This window comes from Streptomyces sp. NPDC048185, from assembly GCF_043202495.1.
Lineage (GTDB): Bacteria > Actinomycetota > Actinomycetes > Streptomycetales > Streptomycetaceae > Streptomyces.
The window spans coordinates 1005970-1020366 of record NZ_JBIDAN010000001.1 but is presented as its reverse complement, the minus strand read 5'-3'; the positions used below and the strand labels follow the sequence as shown (position 1 = coordinate 1020366).

The following is a 14397-nucleotide window of genomic DNA, read 5'->3' as shown; positions in this document are numbered from 1 at the left end:
AGCATCAACCAGATGACGGTCAAGCAGCTGTCCCTGCCCGAACTGACCGCGGCCTGCCGCGACCTGGGCATCGGCAACGTCGGCCTGTGGCGCGAGCCGGTGCAGGCGTACGGCGTCGAGGCGGCGGCCAAGCTGGTCCGCGACGCGGGCCTGTCCGTCACCACCCTGTGCCGGGGCGGCTTCCTGACGGCGACCGACCCGGACGAGCGCGCCCGGGCCCTGGCGGACAACCGCCGCGCGGTCGACGAGGCGGCCGTCCTCGGCACCGACACGCTGGTCCTGGTCTCGGGCGGCCTGCCGGCCGGCTCGAAGGACCTGCGCGGAGCCCGCGAACGCATCGCGGACGCCCTGGCGGAGCTCGGCCCCTACGCCGAACGGCACGGCGTACGCCTCGCCATCGAGCCGCTGCACCCGATGTTCGCCTCCGACCGCTGCGTGGTCTCCACCCTCACCCAGGCCCTGGACCTCGCCGAACGCTTCCCCGCCCACCAGGTCGGCGTCACGGTCGACACGTACCACATCTGGTGGGACGACCAGGCGCCCGCCCAGATCGCCCGGGCCGGCGCGGGAGGCCGCATCCACACCTTCCAGCTCGCCGACTGGACGACCCCCCTCCCGGAGGGCGTCCTCAACGGCCGCGGCCAGATCGGCGACGGCGCGGTCGACATGCGCGAGTGGAAGTCCTACGTGGAGGCGGCGGGCTACACGGGCCCCATCGAGGTCGAGCTCTTCAACGACGCCCTGTGGGCGAGGGACGGCCGCGAGGTCCTGGCGGAGACGGCGGCTCGGTTCGCCGAACACGCGGCGTAGAGGAGGATGTTCGGATCGTCCGGGCGCCGTCCGGACGATCCGAACACCCCGCGGGATGATCAGGCCATGACCGAAGTCGTACTGATGTCTGATCCGAAGGTCGCGGCCGTGCCTGTGCGGGAGTGCGGCGAACAGCTCGTGGACGTCCGCGGGGACGGCCGCCTGCTGGTCGACGAACGCAAGCGGCAGGACTCCGCCGATGCCTTCGCCCACCTGCGGGCGGGCGTGCTCCGCCGGCTCGTCGAGGCGCAGGACCAGCTGCCCGGCGGCATGCGGCTGCTGTTCGTCGAGGGCTACCGCCCGCCTGCCTCCAACGGCACTACTTCGACTCGTACGCCGACGAACTGCGTGCCGGTCACCCGGACTGGTCCGCGGAGACGATCCGTTCGGCGGCCAGCCGCTACGTGTCCCCGCCGGAGATCGCCCCGCACAGCGCGGGAGCAGCCGTCGACCTGACGCTCGCCGATGCCGACGGCCGCGAACTCGACCTGGGCACCCGTATGAACGCGACACCGGAGGAGAGCGCCGGCGCCTGCTACACGGACGCGGACACCATCGGCGAGGAGGCCCGGACCCTCCGCACCGTCCTGGGCACGGCGCTCGGCACCGTCGGCCTGGTCGACTACCCGACGGAGTGGTGGCACTGGTCCTACGGGGACCGGTACTGGGCGCTGATGTCCGGAGCCCCGGCCGCCCTCTACGGAGCGACGGATCTCGACTGACCGGGTCACCCCACGGCCGGCGCCGAGCGACCTGGATCAGTCCTCCCAGAATGCCCAGAACACCCCGATCTCCGCGTCCGACAGGGCGATGAGGCCGCAGTCGGTGGTGTGGACGGAGAGGCAGTCCCACATCGCCTCGGGATTCAGGAGATCGGCGGCGGGGTCGTCCTGGGCGGCCGACGCGTTGGTGTAGAAGCGGGCCTCCGGGCCGAAGCGCGAGAGGACCCGGCGGGAAGACCCGAAAAGGCTGTCCCTGCGTCGCTCGAAGTCCGGGATGCCGGCGGCCTGGTACCAGTCGCCCTGCAGCGCGACCAGCAGTTGGCCTGCCGACTCCCGTGCGACCTCGTGCAGACACTCCCCGAGCTGTTCCGGGCCCCACGGCACGAAGGGCGATCCGATGCCGCTGCGGTTCTCGTCGTCCTCGGGGGCGTGGTTCAGCGAGGGCCACTTCCTCGGGTCGCTGCTCCGGAGCGCCATGACCGTGGCAGCGCCCCGGCGCCAGTCCTCGTGGCGCCTCGGTCCCACCTGGGCGAAGGTCCAGCCGCCGCCGAAGAGGTCGAGCAGTGCGGCTCGCCAGGAATCGGCATCGAGAGCGGGTTCTTGCAGCGGCATGGCACGGGACTCCTGTCGGTGGCTGCCACGGAGGGCCGTCCGGAAAAAATCTTCGCCGACGCGTACAACCCTCCCCCCACCCCGCCGGTCGTACTGGGCATCAGGACGCCTGCGGGGGGAGATCCGGGGGGATCGCGGGGGGACTGAGGGGGAGGGGAATCCGGGAGGGTCCGGTCGATGACCGGGCCCTCCCGAAGGGTCCGCGGCCCAGGTCAGAAGAAGACCCCGCACCGCAGCAGCACGTTCGCGTACGGGCGGGCCTCGCCGGTGCGGACCACCAGGCGGGTGCCCGCCGAGAGGGCCTTCAGGCGTTCGTGCGGGACCAGGGACAGGTCGGGGCAGCGGGCGTCCAGCAGCGCCGCTGCCTCCGGATTCGCGTCCCGCACCTCCGTCGCCGCCGTCGCGCCCTCGATCACCAGCTCGGCCAGCAGGCCGTCCAGCACCTCGGCGAAGGACGGCACCCCCGCGCGGAAGGCCAGGTCGACGACGCGCGGGCCGTCGGGGATGGGCATGCCCACGTCGCAGACCAGCACGCCGTCGCCGTGGCCCAGTTCGGCCAGGGCACCGGCGAGGTGGCGGTTGAGTATCCCGGCCCGCTTCACAGCGCCTCGACCTCCGCCGCCGTCGGGTACGACACCTGCGCCCCCGCCTTCGTGACCGCGGCCGCGCCCACCCGGGCCGCGTAGGCCGCCGCCTCGGCGAGCGACGCGCCGGTGCCGAGCCGCCAGGCCAGCGCCGCCGTGAACGCGTCACCGGCGCCCGTGGTGTCCACGGCGTCCACCTTCACGGACGGGACACGACGCACGCCCTCCGCCGCGGAGGCGACCAGCGCGCCGTCGGCGCCCAGGGTCACGACCACCGAACGCGGCCCCTTGGCCAGCAGGAGCCCGGCCCAGTCCTCCGGGCGCTCGCTCACGCACGCGTCGCCGAGGATCACCCTCGCCTCGTGCTCGTTGACGATCAGCGGGTCGCAGGCCGCCAGGACCTCCTGCGGAAGCGGCTGCGGCGGCGACGGGTTCAGCACGAAGCGGCTGCCCGGCGCCAGGCTCCGGACCACCTCCACCACCGTGTCCAGCGGGACCTCCAGCTGCGTCGACACGACCCGGGAGGCGTGGAAGAGGCTGGACGCGGCCCGGACGTCGCCCGGGGTCAGGCGGCCGTTGGCGCCCGGCGAGACCACGATGCTGTTGTCCCCCGACGGGTCGACGGTGATCAGCGCGACGCCGGTCGGGGCGCCGCCCACCAGCACGCCGACCGTGTCGACACCGGCCGCGCGCTGCGAGTCGAGCAGCAGCCGCCCGTAGGAGTCGTCACCGACCCGGGCCAGCAGGGCCGTGCGGGCGCCGAGCCGGGCGGCGGCCACCGCCTGGTTCGCGCCCTTGCCGCCCGGATGGACCGCCAGGTCGGAGCCGAGCACCGTCTCGCCGGCACCCGGCCGCCGGTCGACACCGATCACCAGGTCGGCGTTGGCCGACCCCACGACCAGCAGGTCGTAGTCGTACATGGTTCGCTCCCCGATCCGAGTGAGATGCGCGTGAGTCCGAGTGAGATGCGCGTGAGTCCGTGTGAGTCCGAGTGAGTCCGAGTGACCACCGATGACAACGAGCGAGGCGGGCGGACGGTCGCCGGGACCGCCCGCCCGCGCACACTCCGTGCGCCCGTGTCAGCCCTCGAAGCCGGCCACGTTCTCCTTGGTGACCACCTTCACCGGCACCTTCACCGTCTTCTCCACCTTCTTGCCCTCGGCCGCCCGCAGCGCGTTCCGTACGGCGATCCTGCCCAGCTCCTTCGGCTGCTGAGCGACGGAGGCGTACAGCGTGCCCGCCTCGACCGCCTTCAGCCCGTCCGGCGTGCCGTCGAAGCCGACGACCTGGACCGACGTGCCGGCCTTGGAGCCGAGCGCCTTGATCGCGCCGAGCGCCATCTCGTCGTTCTCCGCGAAGACGGCGTCGACGTCGGGGTGCGCCTGGAGCAGGTTCGTCATCACGTCCAGGCCCTTGGTGCGGTCGAAGTCCGCGGGCTGCCTGGCGACGACCTCGATGCCCGGGTAGGCCTTGAGACCGGCCGCGAAGCCCGCCCCGCGCTCCCGGCTGGCGGAGGTGCCGGCCTGGCCCTGGAGGATGACGATCGTGCCCTTGCCGCCGAGCTTCTCGGCGAGCGCCTCGGCACCCAGCCGGCCTCCCTCGACGTTGTCGGAGGCGACCAGCGCCGCCGTGTCCGCCTTGTTGACGCCGCGGTCCACGGCGACGACGGGGATGTCGGCCTTGTTCGCGCCGCGCACCGCGGGACCGGCGGCGTCGGAGTCCACCGGGTTGACGATGACGGAGGAGAGCGAGCCGCTGGTGAAGTTCTGCAGCTGGTTGGCCTGCTGCGAGGCGTCGTTCTGCGCGTCGGTGACCGTCAGGTCCACGCCCAGCTTCTTCGCCTCCTCCTGCGCACCCGCCCGGATCTGCACGAAGAACGGGTTGTTGAGCGTCGACAGCGACAGGCCGATCTTCTGCGACGTGCCCGCCGAGGAGCCGTTGTGCAGCAGCGAGGTCGCGCCGACGACCGCCACGGCGACGACGGCCGCGACCACGTAGGTGAGTGCCTGCTTGCCCCGGCCCCCGTCACCGGACGCCCCGGCCGCCGGAGTGGTCGCGCCCGCCTTGCGGCGCAGCGTGTCCAGCAGCACCGCCAGCGCGATGACGACACCGATGACGACCTGCTGCCAGAACGCGGAGACGGACAGCAGGTTGAGGCCGTTGCGCAGCACCGCGAGGATCAGCGCGCCGATGAGCGTGCCCGACGCCTTGCCGGTGCCGCCCGCGAGCGACGCGCCGCCGATGACGACGGCGGCGATGGCGTCCAGCTCGTAGCCCTGCGCGGCCTGCGGCTGCGCGGAGGCCAGCCGGGAGGCGAGCACGATGCCCGCCGCGGCGGCGAACAGGCCGGAGAAGGCGTAGATGGCCAGCTTCTGCCGCTTCACGCGCAGGCCGGACAGCCGCGCGGCCTCCTCGTTGCCGCCGATGGCGTACATGGACCGGCCGATGTAGGTCCGGCCGAGGACGAACGCCGTGATCAGACCCATCACGATCATCACGAGCACCGGCACGGGCAGCCAGCCGCCGAGCGTGTCGCCCAGGTGGGAGACCGAGTCGGGGAAGGCGATCGGCGAGCCCTGCGAGATGACCAGCGACAGACCGCGGCCCACCGACAGCATCGCGAGCGTGGCGATGAACGGCGGCAGCTTCCCGTACGAGATGAGGAAACCGTTCACCAGGCCGCAGGCGATGCCCGTCGCGACGGCCAGCACCACCGCGAGCACGACCGGCATCCCGGCCTCGGTGGCGCTCCACGCCAGCACGGTGGCCGACAGCGCGGCGACCGAGCCGACGGACAGGTCGATGCCCGCCGAGACGATGACGAAGGTGACGCCGAAGGCGAGGATCGCGGTCACGGCGGCCTGCACGCCGACGTTGAGCAGGTTGTCGGCGGTCAGGAAGTCGCCGGACAGCGCCGACATCGCGACGACGAGGACGATCAGCGCGGTCAGCGCGCCGTTGTCGAGCAGCAGGCGGCGCAGGCCGCCCGTGGCGCCCTGCGCGCCCGGCTTGCTCTTGAGCGTGTCAGTGGCCACGGGAGGCCTCCGTTCCGTTGGTGTGCGTGCTGACGGCGAGCGCCATCACGGCGTCCTGGGTGGCCTGCTCGGCGGGGAGTTCGCCCGCGACCCGGCCCTGTGCCATGACCACGACCCGGTCGCTCATGCCGAGCACCTCCGGCAGATCGCTGGAGATCATGAGCACGGCGGCACCGGCGGCCGTCAGTTCGTTGATGAGCTGGTAGATCTCGACCTTGGCGCCGACGTCGATGCCGCGGGTCGGCTCGTCGAGGATCAGCACCTTGGTGTTCGCCAGCAGCCACTTGCCGATGACGACCTTCTGCTGGTTGCCGCCGGACAGGGTCCGCACGTGCTGGCCGAGCCCGGCCATCCGCACGCCGAGCTGCCCGGCGATCCGCCCGGCCGCCTCGTGCTGTCCCTTGAGGTCGACGAGTCCCGCCCGGGAGGTGGACCTCAGCGTCACCAGGCCGAGGTTCTCCTCGACGGAGGCGTCGAGGACGAGCCCCTGCCCCTTGCGGTCCTCGGGGACGAGCCCGATCCCGGCCGCCATCGCGGCGTTCACGTCGTGGCGGCGCAGCGGCGCGCCCGCGACGTGCACGGTCCCGGCGTCGTACGGGTCGGCGCCGAACACGGCACGCACCACCTCGGTGCGCCCGGCGCCGACGAGGCCGGCGATGCCGACGACCTCGCCGGCCCGCACCTCGAAGCCGACGTCGTGGAAGACGCCGTCCCGGGTCAGGCCCTCGACCTTGAGCAACGCCTCACCGGCGGCGCCGCGCTCGCGCGGGTACTGCTGCTCGATCGACCGCCCGACCATGAGCCGCACCAGTTCGTCCTCGGGCGTGGAGGCGGGCACCTGCCCGACGCTGCGCCCGTCCCGGATGACGGTGACCCGGTCGCCGAGGGCGGCGATCTCCTCCAGGTGGTGGGTGATGAAGACGATGCCGACACCGTCCTCGCGCAGCCGCCGCACGATGGCGAACAGCTTCTCGACCTCCTCGGAGGTGAGCACGGCGGTCGGCTCGTCCATGATGAGCACGCGCGCGTCCAGGCTGAGCGCCTTGGCGATCTCGACCATCTGGAGCCGTGCGATGCCGAGTTCACGCACCCGCGCGCGCGGGGAGACGTCGACCCCCACCCGCTCCAGCAGCACCTCGGCGTCGGCGTCCATCCTCTTCCGGTCGATCATCCCGAGCCGGCGCGGCTGGCGCCCCAGGAAGATGTTCTCGGCGACGGTCAGATCGGGGACGAGGTTGAACTCCTGGTAGATCGTGGCGATCCCGAGCCGCTCGGAGTCCTGCGCACCGTTGATGCGCACCTCCTCGCCGCCGGCCAGGATCCGCCCGGAGTCGGGCGTGTAGGCGCCGGAGAGCATCTTGATCAGCGTGCTCTTGCCCGCGCCGTTCTCGCCGAGGAGCACGTGCACCTCGCCCCGGCGCAGGTCGAAGTCGACGCTGTCGAGCGCCACGACACCGGGGAAGGTCTTGCGGATGCCCTCGATGCGCAGCAACTCGTCGGGATCGCGGCTGCTCACGGCGTACTCCTTCGTACGGGGGAGGGGGACGGGTCCTGCGGGGACAGGGAAAGGCCGGGCGAGGACGGGGACGGGCCGGGCGGGGTGGAGGGCTCGCCGCACGAGCGGCGTACGACGAGCCGCGCCGGCAGGGTGACGGACTCGCCGGTCCCTCCCTCGATGCGGTCGACCAGCGCGCGCACGGCCGCCCGCCCGAGGTCGCCCGTGGGCTGGGCGATCGCGGTGACCGGCGGATCGGTGTGCACGAACCAGCGGATGTCGTCGAACGCGGCGAGCGCGATGTCGTCGGGGACGCGCATCCCCCGCGCGCGTACGGCGTCCAGTGCGCCGAGCGCCATCAGGTTGTCGGCGGCGAAGACGGCGTCGGGCGGTTCGGGCAGGTCGAGGAAGCCCTCGGTGACCCGGCGTCCGCTGTCGGCCTGGAAGTCGCCCTGGCCGATGCAGTCGTCGGGCAGGGGGAGTCCGTACGCGGCGAGCGCCTCGCGGAAGGCGTCCACGCGCTCGCGGCCGGTCGTGGTGGCCGCGGGCCCGGCGATGATGGCGAGCCGCCGGTGTCCGAGCCCGTGCAGGTGCGCGACCAGGTCCCGTACCGCCGCGCGCCCGTCCGACCGCACCACGGGCACGTCCACGCCGGGGATCCAGCGGTCGACGAAGACCATGGGAGTCCCGGCGCGCGCGGCGTCCAGCATGCGGGGGGAGCCGCCGTCGGTGGGGGAGACGAGCAGCCCGTCGATACGGCGGTCCAGCAGCGTCGTGACGTGGTGGTCCTGGAGGTCGGGCCGCTCGTCGGCGTTGCCGATGATGACGCTGTAGCCGAGCGCGCGGGCCTCTTCCTCGACGGAGCGGGCCAGTTCGGTGAAGTACGGGTTCAGCACGTCGCTGATGACCAGGCCGAGGGTGCGGGTCTGCGCGGTGCGCAGCGACCGGGCGACGGCGTTCGGGCGGTAGCCCAGCGCCTCGACGGCGGCCAGGACGCGCGTGCGGGCGTCCGGGCTGACGGACGGGTGGCCGTTGAGGACGCGCGAGACCGTCGCGACGGACACGCCCGCCTCGGCGGCGACGTCCTTGATGCTCGCCATCGTCGTTCCACCTCCTCGTGGAATCGATTACACGGAGGATTGGAATCGATTACACGGGCGGATGGCAAGGGGGTGGAGGGTGGCTGAAATCCAATCGTGACCGAGTCGAGGTTCTGGCCCGACATGCGGTGGCCCGGCCCGGGATCGGAGGATCCCGGGCCGGGCCGGCGCGGCGGTGCGGTCAGTCCATCGCGGCGGCGAACATGCCGGCCTCGTAGGAGCCGCCCTTCTGGTGGGTGATCACGGCGAGCCGGTTGGCCGCGTTGATCATGGCGACCAGGCAGATCAGGGCGGCGAGCTGGTCGTCGTCGTAGTGCTTGCGCGCCAGGGCCCAGGTCTCGTCGGACACCCCCTCGTGGGCGTCGGCGAGCCGGGTGCCCTCCTCGGTGAGTGCCAGCGCGGCCTGCTCGGCCTCGGTGAACACGGTCGACTCGCGCCAGGCGGCTACCAGGGCGAGCCTGACCGCCGTCTCGCCGGCGGCCGCGGCCTCCTTGGTGTGCATGTCGATGCAGTGACCGCAGCCGTTGATCTGGCTGGCGCGCAGTGACACCAGTTCCTGCGTCGACTGCGGCAGCGGCGACTGGTGGAGCAGTTGGGCGACGCCGGCGAATCGCTTGGCGAACCGGCCGGCGAGCTCGTTCTCGAACAGGTTGAATCGGGTGTCCATGGTCTCGTCCTCATCTCGTGCTCGTACGGAACGAACACAAGATGCCGACGCCCCGGACCGTGTGACAGGGCCACCATGTGACGTATGCCACTGCGTGCGGGTGTCACAGGACGGCGGTGACCGGCGTCCTGTGCGCATGACACCGTCGCAGGCGAACGAGCGGGAGCTGCTGGTCATGAGCGAGGACGAGGACCGAGAGGAACAGGGCGGCGAGGCGGGGACCGAGCGGCTCGACGGGCGGCGCCCGGACGTCGCCACGGACGCCTTCGTCACCCATCGCAACCTGCTCTTCACCGTCGCCTACGAGATGCTCGGCTCGGCCGCCGACGCCGAGGACGTGCTCCAGGAGACCTGGCTGCGGTGGGCGGGGGTCGACCTCGCCGAGGTGCGCGACCCGCGCGCGTACCTGGTGCGGATCACCACCCGGCAGGCGCTGACCCGGCTGCGCACGCTCGGCCGCCGCAAGGAGTCCTACGTCGGCTCCTGGCTGCCCGAGCCGCTGCTCACCACGCCCGACGTGGCCGAGGACGTCGAGCTCGCCGACAGCGTCTCGATGGCGATGATGCTGGTCCTGGAGACGCTCACGCCGACCGAGCGGGCGGTGTTCGTGCTCCGCGAGGTCTTCGACCTGGGCTACGACGAGATCGCCGAGGCCGTCGACAAGAGCCCGGCCGCCGTCCGCCAGACCGCGCACCGGGCACGCGCGCACGTCGCGGCACGCCGGCCGCGCGGGGTCGTCTCGCCGACGGAGACCCGGGACGCGCTCGACGCGTTCCAGCGGGCGGTCCGTACGGGCGACCTTCAGCAGCTGCTCGACATCCTCGCGCCGGACGTCGTCCTGCTGGGCGACGGCGGCGGCATCAAGCAGGCCGTCCTGCGGCCGATCACGGGGGCCGACAAGGTGGCCCGTCTCGTGATCGGCGGGCTGATGAAGCAGGGCGATGCCGTGTCCATGGGCGCGGCCCAGGTCAACGGCTACCCGGCCCTGGTCGTGCGGCTCGACGGCGAGCTGGACACCGTGATGGCGGTGCGCTTCGACGAGGGGCGCATCACCGGGCTCTACGCCGTGCGCAACCCCGAGAAGCTGAGCGGCATGCGGCGGGAGACCGTCCTGCACCGCTGAGGAGCCGTCACGGGGGCGCATGGGGGACGCCGGCGCGCTCAGCCGCCGATGCCCCCGGCGGCGCCCCGCCGCCCCTGCGGTGCCCGCGCCGCCAGCGCCTCCAGCATCAGATCCACCGCCTCCTCGAAGGAGCTCTCCGCCATCGCGGACAGCCCGTCGCCCGCCGCGGTCAGCGCCGGGTACGACCGAGGGTCGAGGCCGGCGTACACGGCCCGCCAGGCCGTTCGGTCGGCCTCACGCTGCTGCCCGGGCAGTGCCTGGAAGGCCGCCTCCGTGGCCGCGTGACTGAGCACGGTGTCGATGAACGCCAGGTAGAGCCGCGCCGCCGGGGCGGGCTCGAAGCCCGCGGACAGCAGCAGGCCGATCCCCGTGTCGACGGCCCGGATCTCGTGGGGGCGGCGGGTCACCCGGTACGACGCCATGGCCGCAGCGCGGGGGTGGGCGAGGTACCCGGCGCGGACCCGCAGGGCCATCTCCCGCAACGAGGCCACCCAGTCGTCCCCGGGCACGAACCCGGCCATGGCGTCGCCGATGATCCGGTCGGCGATGGCGAGCACCAGATCGTCGGTGTCGTGGAAGTAGCGGTACAGGGCGCTCGGATCACAGCCCAGGGCGGTGCCGAGCCGGCGCACGCTGAGCGCGTCGGGGCCGTGCTGGCCGATCAGCCGCAGGGCGGTCCCGACGATCAGGTCCTCCGACAGCAGAACCCCGGAGCGAGTGGGCCGCCGCCGGCGGCGCTCCTGCGGAACACGGGACGTCATGGCGGGCTCCCTCGCTTGCCGGCCCGCCGCCCTCCGGCCGGCTCTTCCGCAGTGAACGACCGCCCGTGCCTTATGTCAACAGCATTGACGCAATGCGGCGCCGGTTGTTCCATCACCTTGCCGCGCGGCTCTTCCCCGTCCCGCCTCCCGAGGAGCCCTCCATGCCATCCGTGCCGCCCCCGACCACCGCACCCCCTGCCCGCCCCGCCGCCCTGAAGCGCTCCCTCGGCGTCGTCGACGGTGTCGCCCTCGCGGCCTCCAGCACGGCCGCCACCACCAGCATCGCCATCGGCATGGGTACGGTCGCCTCCGTCGTCGGCCTCCAGGCGCCCGCCCTCCTGCTGCTGGCGTTCCTGCCGGTGCTCGGCATCGCACTCGCCTACTCCCGCCTCAACCGCTCCGAGCCGAACTGCGGCAACGGCTACGTGTGGGTCGGCACGTCCCTCAGCCCCTGGCTGGGCTTCCTGACCGGCTGGGTCACCGTGGTCGGCTCGATCGTCTTCTGCGCCTACACCAGCGCGGTCATGGGCTCGGTCCTGCTGATCCTCGCCAACAGGGCCGGTGCGCACAGCCTCGCCGGATTCGCCCTGGACCCGACGTCCACGGGCACCAGTACGGCGGTCGGCCTGGTGGTCCTGCTCGTCCTCGCCGTCCTGACCGTGACCGGCACCCGCGTCGCCACCCGCTTCCAGTTCGGCCTGCTGGTCTTCGAGTACGCGGTGCTGCTGACCCTCTGCGGCTGGGCGCTGGTCACCGGCGAGCACGCCTTCTCGCTCTCCTGGTTCAACCCGTTCGCGATACCCGACGGCACCGCCTTCGCCCAGGGCATGGTCCTGGCGGTGTTCTTCTTCTGGGGCTGGGACGCGGCCTTCAGCGTCACCGAGGAGACCAGAAGCCCCGGCGACTCAGCCCGGGGAGGCCTCATCGCCCTCTTCGCCATGCTGGGGCTGTTCCTCTTCGCCTCGGTCGCCTTCCAGCGGGAGATGAGCCTGGGCGAGCTGATCCACAACGGTCCCCAGGCCCTGCCCTACCTCGGGGAGAAGCTGGCCGCCGAGCCCTGGGCCACGGTGCCCGTGATCGCGCTGCTGTGCTCCGCCGTCGCCTCCGTCCAGGCGTCGCTGATCCCCATGGCCCGCGGACTGCTCGCCATGGGCCGCGACCGCACCATGGGACCCCTGTGGACGCGGGTCCACCCCCGGTACGGCACCCCCGCCGCCGGAACGGTCGTCCTCGTCGCCGTCGCCGCGGTGACCGCCGTGCTCGCCGTCGCCATCCCCGAGCTGAGCGACATGCTGCTGGCCGCCGTCAGCGCCATCGGCCTGGTCGTCGCCCTGTACTACGGCCTCACCGCGCTGGCCTGCGCCGTCCGCTTCCGGGCCGCGCTGCGCGAGGGACCGCGTGAGGCGCTGCTCGCCGTCGGCGTGCCCGCCGCGTCCAGCCTGGTCCTGCTGGGGCTCGGCGGCTACCTCGGATACTCGTACCTGACCATGAGCGACCACTTCGAACTCAGCCCGGACAACGGCTGGTTCATGTTCTCGCTGCCCGCCGGCATCGTCCTGGCCGGACTCGTCATGGCCGCCGTGGCCAAGTACGGGCGGCGCTCCCCGTACTTCACCACCGGCCGCGGCACCGACGCGGAATCCCTGGCCGCCCTGCCGACGGACCGCGAGACGGTCTGACGCCCCCGCCTGCCCCTCACCTCCCCCGCAATGCCCCGTCTGTCCCTCACCCTCCGATCCCCCCCCGCCCCTCACCCTCCTGCGATCCCCGGAGTTCACACCCCATGTCACACGCCCAGCCCACCACTTCCGCCGGTGCCGGACCCGCCGATCTCGTACTCACCGGAGGACCGGTGCACACCGTCGACCCCGCCCGCAGCCGCGCCACCTCCGTGGCCGTGCGCGGCGGGCGGATCGCGGCCGTCGGCCACGACGAGGTGCGCGAGCTGATCGGGCCGCGCACCGAGGTCGTCGACCTGGCGGGCAAGCTGCTGCTGCCCGGCTTCCAGGACGCCCACGTCCACCCCCAGGGCGCCGGCCTCGAACTCGGCCTGTGCCACCTCGGCGACACCACCGACCCGGACGAGTACCTGCGCCGGATCAGGGCGTACGCCGACGAACACCCCGACGCCGAGTGGATCACCGGCGGCGGCTGGTCGATGGAGGCGTTCCCCGGCGGTACGCCCACCGCCGCGCTCCTCGACGCCGTCGTCCCCGACCGGCCCGTGTTCCTGCCCAACCGCGACCACCACGGCGCCTGGGTCAACAGCAGGGCGCTGGAGCGCGCGGGCATCGACGCCCGCACCCCCGACCCCGCCGACGGCCGGATCGAACGCGACGCCGCGGGGAACCCCACCGGCATGCTCCAGGAGGGCGCGGCCCATCTGGTGGGCGCTCTGGTCCCCGATCCCACGCCGGACGAACAGCTCGCCGCACTCCTGCGCGCCCAGGCCGTCCTGCACGCGCACGGCGTCACCGCCTGGCAGGACGCCATCGTCGGCGCCTACACCAACATGACCGACCCGGCCCCCGCCTACCGGGCGGCCCTCGACCGGGACCTCCTCACGGCCCGCGTCGTCGGCGCCCTGTGGTGGGACCGCGAGCGGGGCGCGGAGCAGATCCCCGAACTCGTGGCCCGCCGCGAGGAGCTGACCCGCGGCCGCTTCCGCGCCACCACCGTGAAGGTCATGCAGGACGGCATCGCCGAGAACCACACCGCGGCCATGCTCGACCCGTACCTCACGGGCTGCGGCTGCGCCTCGGACAACAGCGGCATCAGCTTCGTCGCACCGGCGGACCTCAGGAAGTACGTGACGGAACTCGACGCGGCCGGTTTCCAGGTGCACTTCCACGCCCTCGGCGACCGGGCGGTGCGCGAGGCGCTCGACGCCGTAGAGGCGGCCCGCGAGGCCAACGGGTGGCGGGACACCCGTCACCACCTGGCCCACCTCCAGGTCGTGCACCCCGCCGACGTCCCCCGCTTCCGCGCCCTGGGCGCCACCGCCAACCTCCAGATGCTGTGGGCCGCCCACGAACCGCAGATGGACGAACTGACCCTGCCCTTCCTGGGCGCCGAACGCGGCACGCGCCAGTACCCGTTCGGCGATCTGCTGCGGGCCGGCGCGACGCTGGCCGCGGGCAGCGACTGGCCGGTCAGCAGCCCCGACCCGCTCCAGGCCGTCCACGTCGCCGTCAACCGCATCGCCCCGGAGGCGCCCGAGGGCACTCCGGTCTTCCTCCCCGAGCAGCGCCTCGACCTGGGCACCGCCGTCGCCGCGTACACGGCGGGCAGTGCCTACGCCAACCACCTGGACGACATCACCGGCAGCATCACGGTCGGCAAGGCGGCCGACCTGGTCGTCCTCGACCGCGACCCGTTCGCCGCGCCGCCCGAGGAGATCGCCGACGCCCGTGTCCTGGAGACCTTCGTGGCGGGCCGGCGCGTGCACGCGGCCGCGGACGCGTAGGCGCGGCGAAAACCGCTACCGC

Annotated in this window: 12 protein-coding genes and 1 pseudogene; 5 read left to right on the top strand and 8 right to left on the bottom strand. The window is 72.9% G+C overall.

What is annotated here, in order from left to right; genetic code table 11:
- Positions 1-12: 12 nt before the first annotated feature.
- Together ACGF3H_RS04510 and ACGF3H_RS04505 are read left to right on the top strand one after the other, a co-directional pair.
- Entirely contained in the window at positions 13-810 is a 798-nt protein-coding gene (locus ACGF3H_RS04510; protein ID WP_362492165.1) for a sugar phosphate isomerase/epimerase family protein, read from the top strand.
- A 66-nt stretch (positions 811-876) separates the two neighbouring features.
- Positions 877-1532, top strand: a pseudogene (locus tag ACGF3H_RS04505) (M15 family metallopeptidase).
- A 36-nt stretch (positions 1533-1568) separates the two neighbouring features.
- On the opposite strand, the gene ACGF3H_RS04500 reads toward ACGF3H_RS04505, so the two are convergent.
- The 7 genes from ACGF3H_RS04500 to ACGF3H_RS04470 all read right to left on the bottom strand — a co-directional run bounded on the left by ACGF3H_RS04500 (position 1569) and on the right by ACGF3H_RS04470 (position 9025).
- Complete coding sequence (locus ACGF3H_RS04500; RefSeq protein WP_362491936.1) at positions 1569-2144, bottom strand: hypothetical protein; 576 nt, start codon at positions 2142-2144, stop codon at positions 1569-1571.
- 212 nt (positions 2145-2356) lie between these two features.
- Positions 2357-2746 (bottom strand): D-ribose pyranase, encoded by a 390-nt coding sequence (gene rbsD, locus ACGF3H_RS04495; RefSeq protein WP_362491939.1) that lies wholly within the window; start codon positions 2744-2746, stop codon positions 2357-2359.
- Positions 2743-3648, bottom strand: a complete 906-nt coding sequence (locus ACGF3H_RS04490) for a ribokinase (protein WP_362491941.1) — start codon at positions 3646-3648, stop codon at positions 2743-2745. Before ACGF3H_RS04490 ends, rbsD begins: the two co-directional genes overlap by 4 nt.
- 159 nt (positions 3649-3807) lie before the next feature.
- On the bottom strand, positions 3808-5763 hold the full coding sequence (locus ACGF3H_RS04485) for a substrate-binding domain-containing protein (protein WP_362491944.1): 1956 nt from the start codon (positions 5761-5763) through the stop codon (positions 3808-3810).
- Positions 5753-7279, bottom strand: coding sequence for a sugar ABC transporter ATP-binding protein (locus ACGF3H_RS04480; protein WP_362491947.1), 1527 nt, complete (start codon positions 7277-7279; stop codon positions 5753-5755). Before ACGF3H_RS04480 ends, ACGF3H_RS04485 begins: the two co-directional genes overlap by 11 nt.
- Positions 7276-8358, bottom strand: a complete 1083-nt coding sequence (locus ACGF3H_RS04475; RefSeq protein ID WP_362491949.1) for a LacI family DNA-binding transcriptional regulator — start codon at positions 8356-8358, stop codon at positions 7276-7278. The genes ACGF3H_RS04480 and ACGF3H_RS04475 overlap by 4 nt, the downstream gene beginning before the upstream one ends.
- Before the next feature lie 181 nt (positions 8359-8539).
- Positions 8540-9025, bottom strand: coding sequence for a carboxymuconolactone decarboxylase family protein (locus tag ACGF3H_RS04470; protein ID WP_362491953.1), 486 nt, complete (start codon positions 9023-9025; stop codon positions 8540-8542).
- A 136-nt stretch (positions 9026-9161) separates the two neighbouring features.
- Between ACGF3H_RS04470 and ACGF3H_RS04465 the strand changes: the two genes are divergently transcribed.
- Positions 9162-10148, top strand: coding sequence for an RNA polymerase sigma-70 factor (locus ACGF3H_RS04465; protein WP_393582642.1), 987 nt, complete (start codon positions 9162-9164; stop codon positions 10146-10148).
- Between the two features lie 38 nt (positions 10149-10186).
- Here the strand turns inward: ACGF3H_RS04465 and ACGF3H_RS04460 are convergent, their stop codons facing one another.
- Positions 10187-10909 (bottom strand): TetR/AcrR family transcriptional regulator, encoded by a 723-nt coding sequence (locus tag ACGF3H_RS04460; RefSeq protein WP_362491959.1) that lies wholly within the window; start codon positions 10907-10909, stop codon positions 10187-10189.
- A gap of 161 nt (positions 10910-11070) precedes the next feature.
- Here ACGF3H_RS04460 and ACGF3H_RS04455 point away from each other — a divergent pair, with 161 nt between their 5' ends.
- Positions 11071-12588, top strand: coding sequence for an APC family permease (locus ACGF3H_RS04455; protein ID WP_362491960.1), 1518 nt, complete (start codon positions 11071-11073; stop codon positions 12586-12588).
- A gap of 104 nt (positions 12589-12692) precedes the next feature.
- Positions 12693-14375, top strand: coding sequence for an amidohydrolase family protein (locus tag ACGF3H_RS04450; protein WP_362491962.1), 1683 nt, complete (start codon positions 12693-12695; stop codon positions 14373-14375).
- Positions 14376-14397: the final 22 nt, after the last annotated feature.

Excerpts from the sequence above, each read along its gene's own strand:
- ACGF3H_RS04475 (WP_362491949.1), bottom strand. The coding sequence starts at position 8,358 with ATGGCGAGCATCAAGGACGTCGCCGCCGAGGCGGGCGTGTCCGTCGCG.
- ACGF3H_RS04455 (WP_362491960.1), top strand. The coding sequence starts at position 11,071 with ATGCCATCCGTGCCGCCCCCGACCACCGCACCCCCTGCCCGCCCCGCC.
- ACGF3H_RS04500 (WP_362491936.1), bottom strand. The coding sequence starts at position 2,144 with ATGCCGCTGCAAGAACCCGCTCTCGATGCCGATTCCTGGCGAGCCGCA.
- ACGF3H_RS04465 (WP_393582642.1), top strand. The coding sequence starts at position 9,162 with ATGACACCGTCGCAGGCGAACGAGCGGGAGCTGCTGGTCATGAGCGAG.
- ACGF3H_RS04450 (WP_362491962.1), top strand. The coding sequence starts at position 12,693 with ATGTCACACGCCCAGCCCACCACTTCCGCCGGTGCCGGACCCGCCGAT.
- ACGF3H_RS04490 (WP_362491941.1), bottom strand. The coding sequence starts at position 3,648 with ATGTACGACTACGACCTGCTGGTCGTGGGGTCGGCCAACGCCGACCTG.
- ACGF3H_RS04460 (WP_362491959.1), bottom strand. The coding sequence starts at position 10,909 with ATGACGTCCCGTGTTCCGCAGGAGCGCCGCCGGCGGCGGCCCACTCGC.
- ACGF3H_RS04470 (WP_362491953.1), bottom strand. The coding sequence starts at position 9,025 with ATGGACACCCGATTCAACCTGTTCGAGAACGAGCTCGCCGGCCGGTTC.
- ACGF3H_RS04510 (WP_362492165.1), top strand. The coding sequence starts at position 13 with ATGACGGTCAAGCAGCTGTCCCTGCCCGAACTGACCGCGGCCTGCCGC.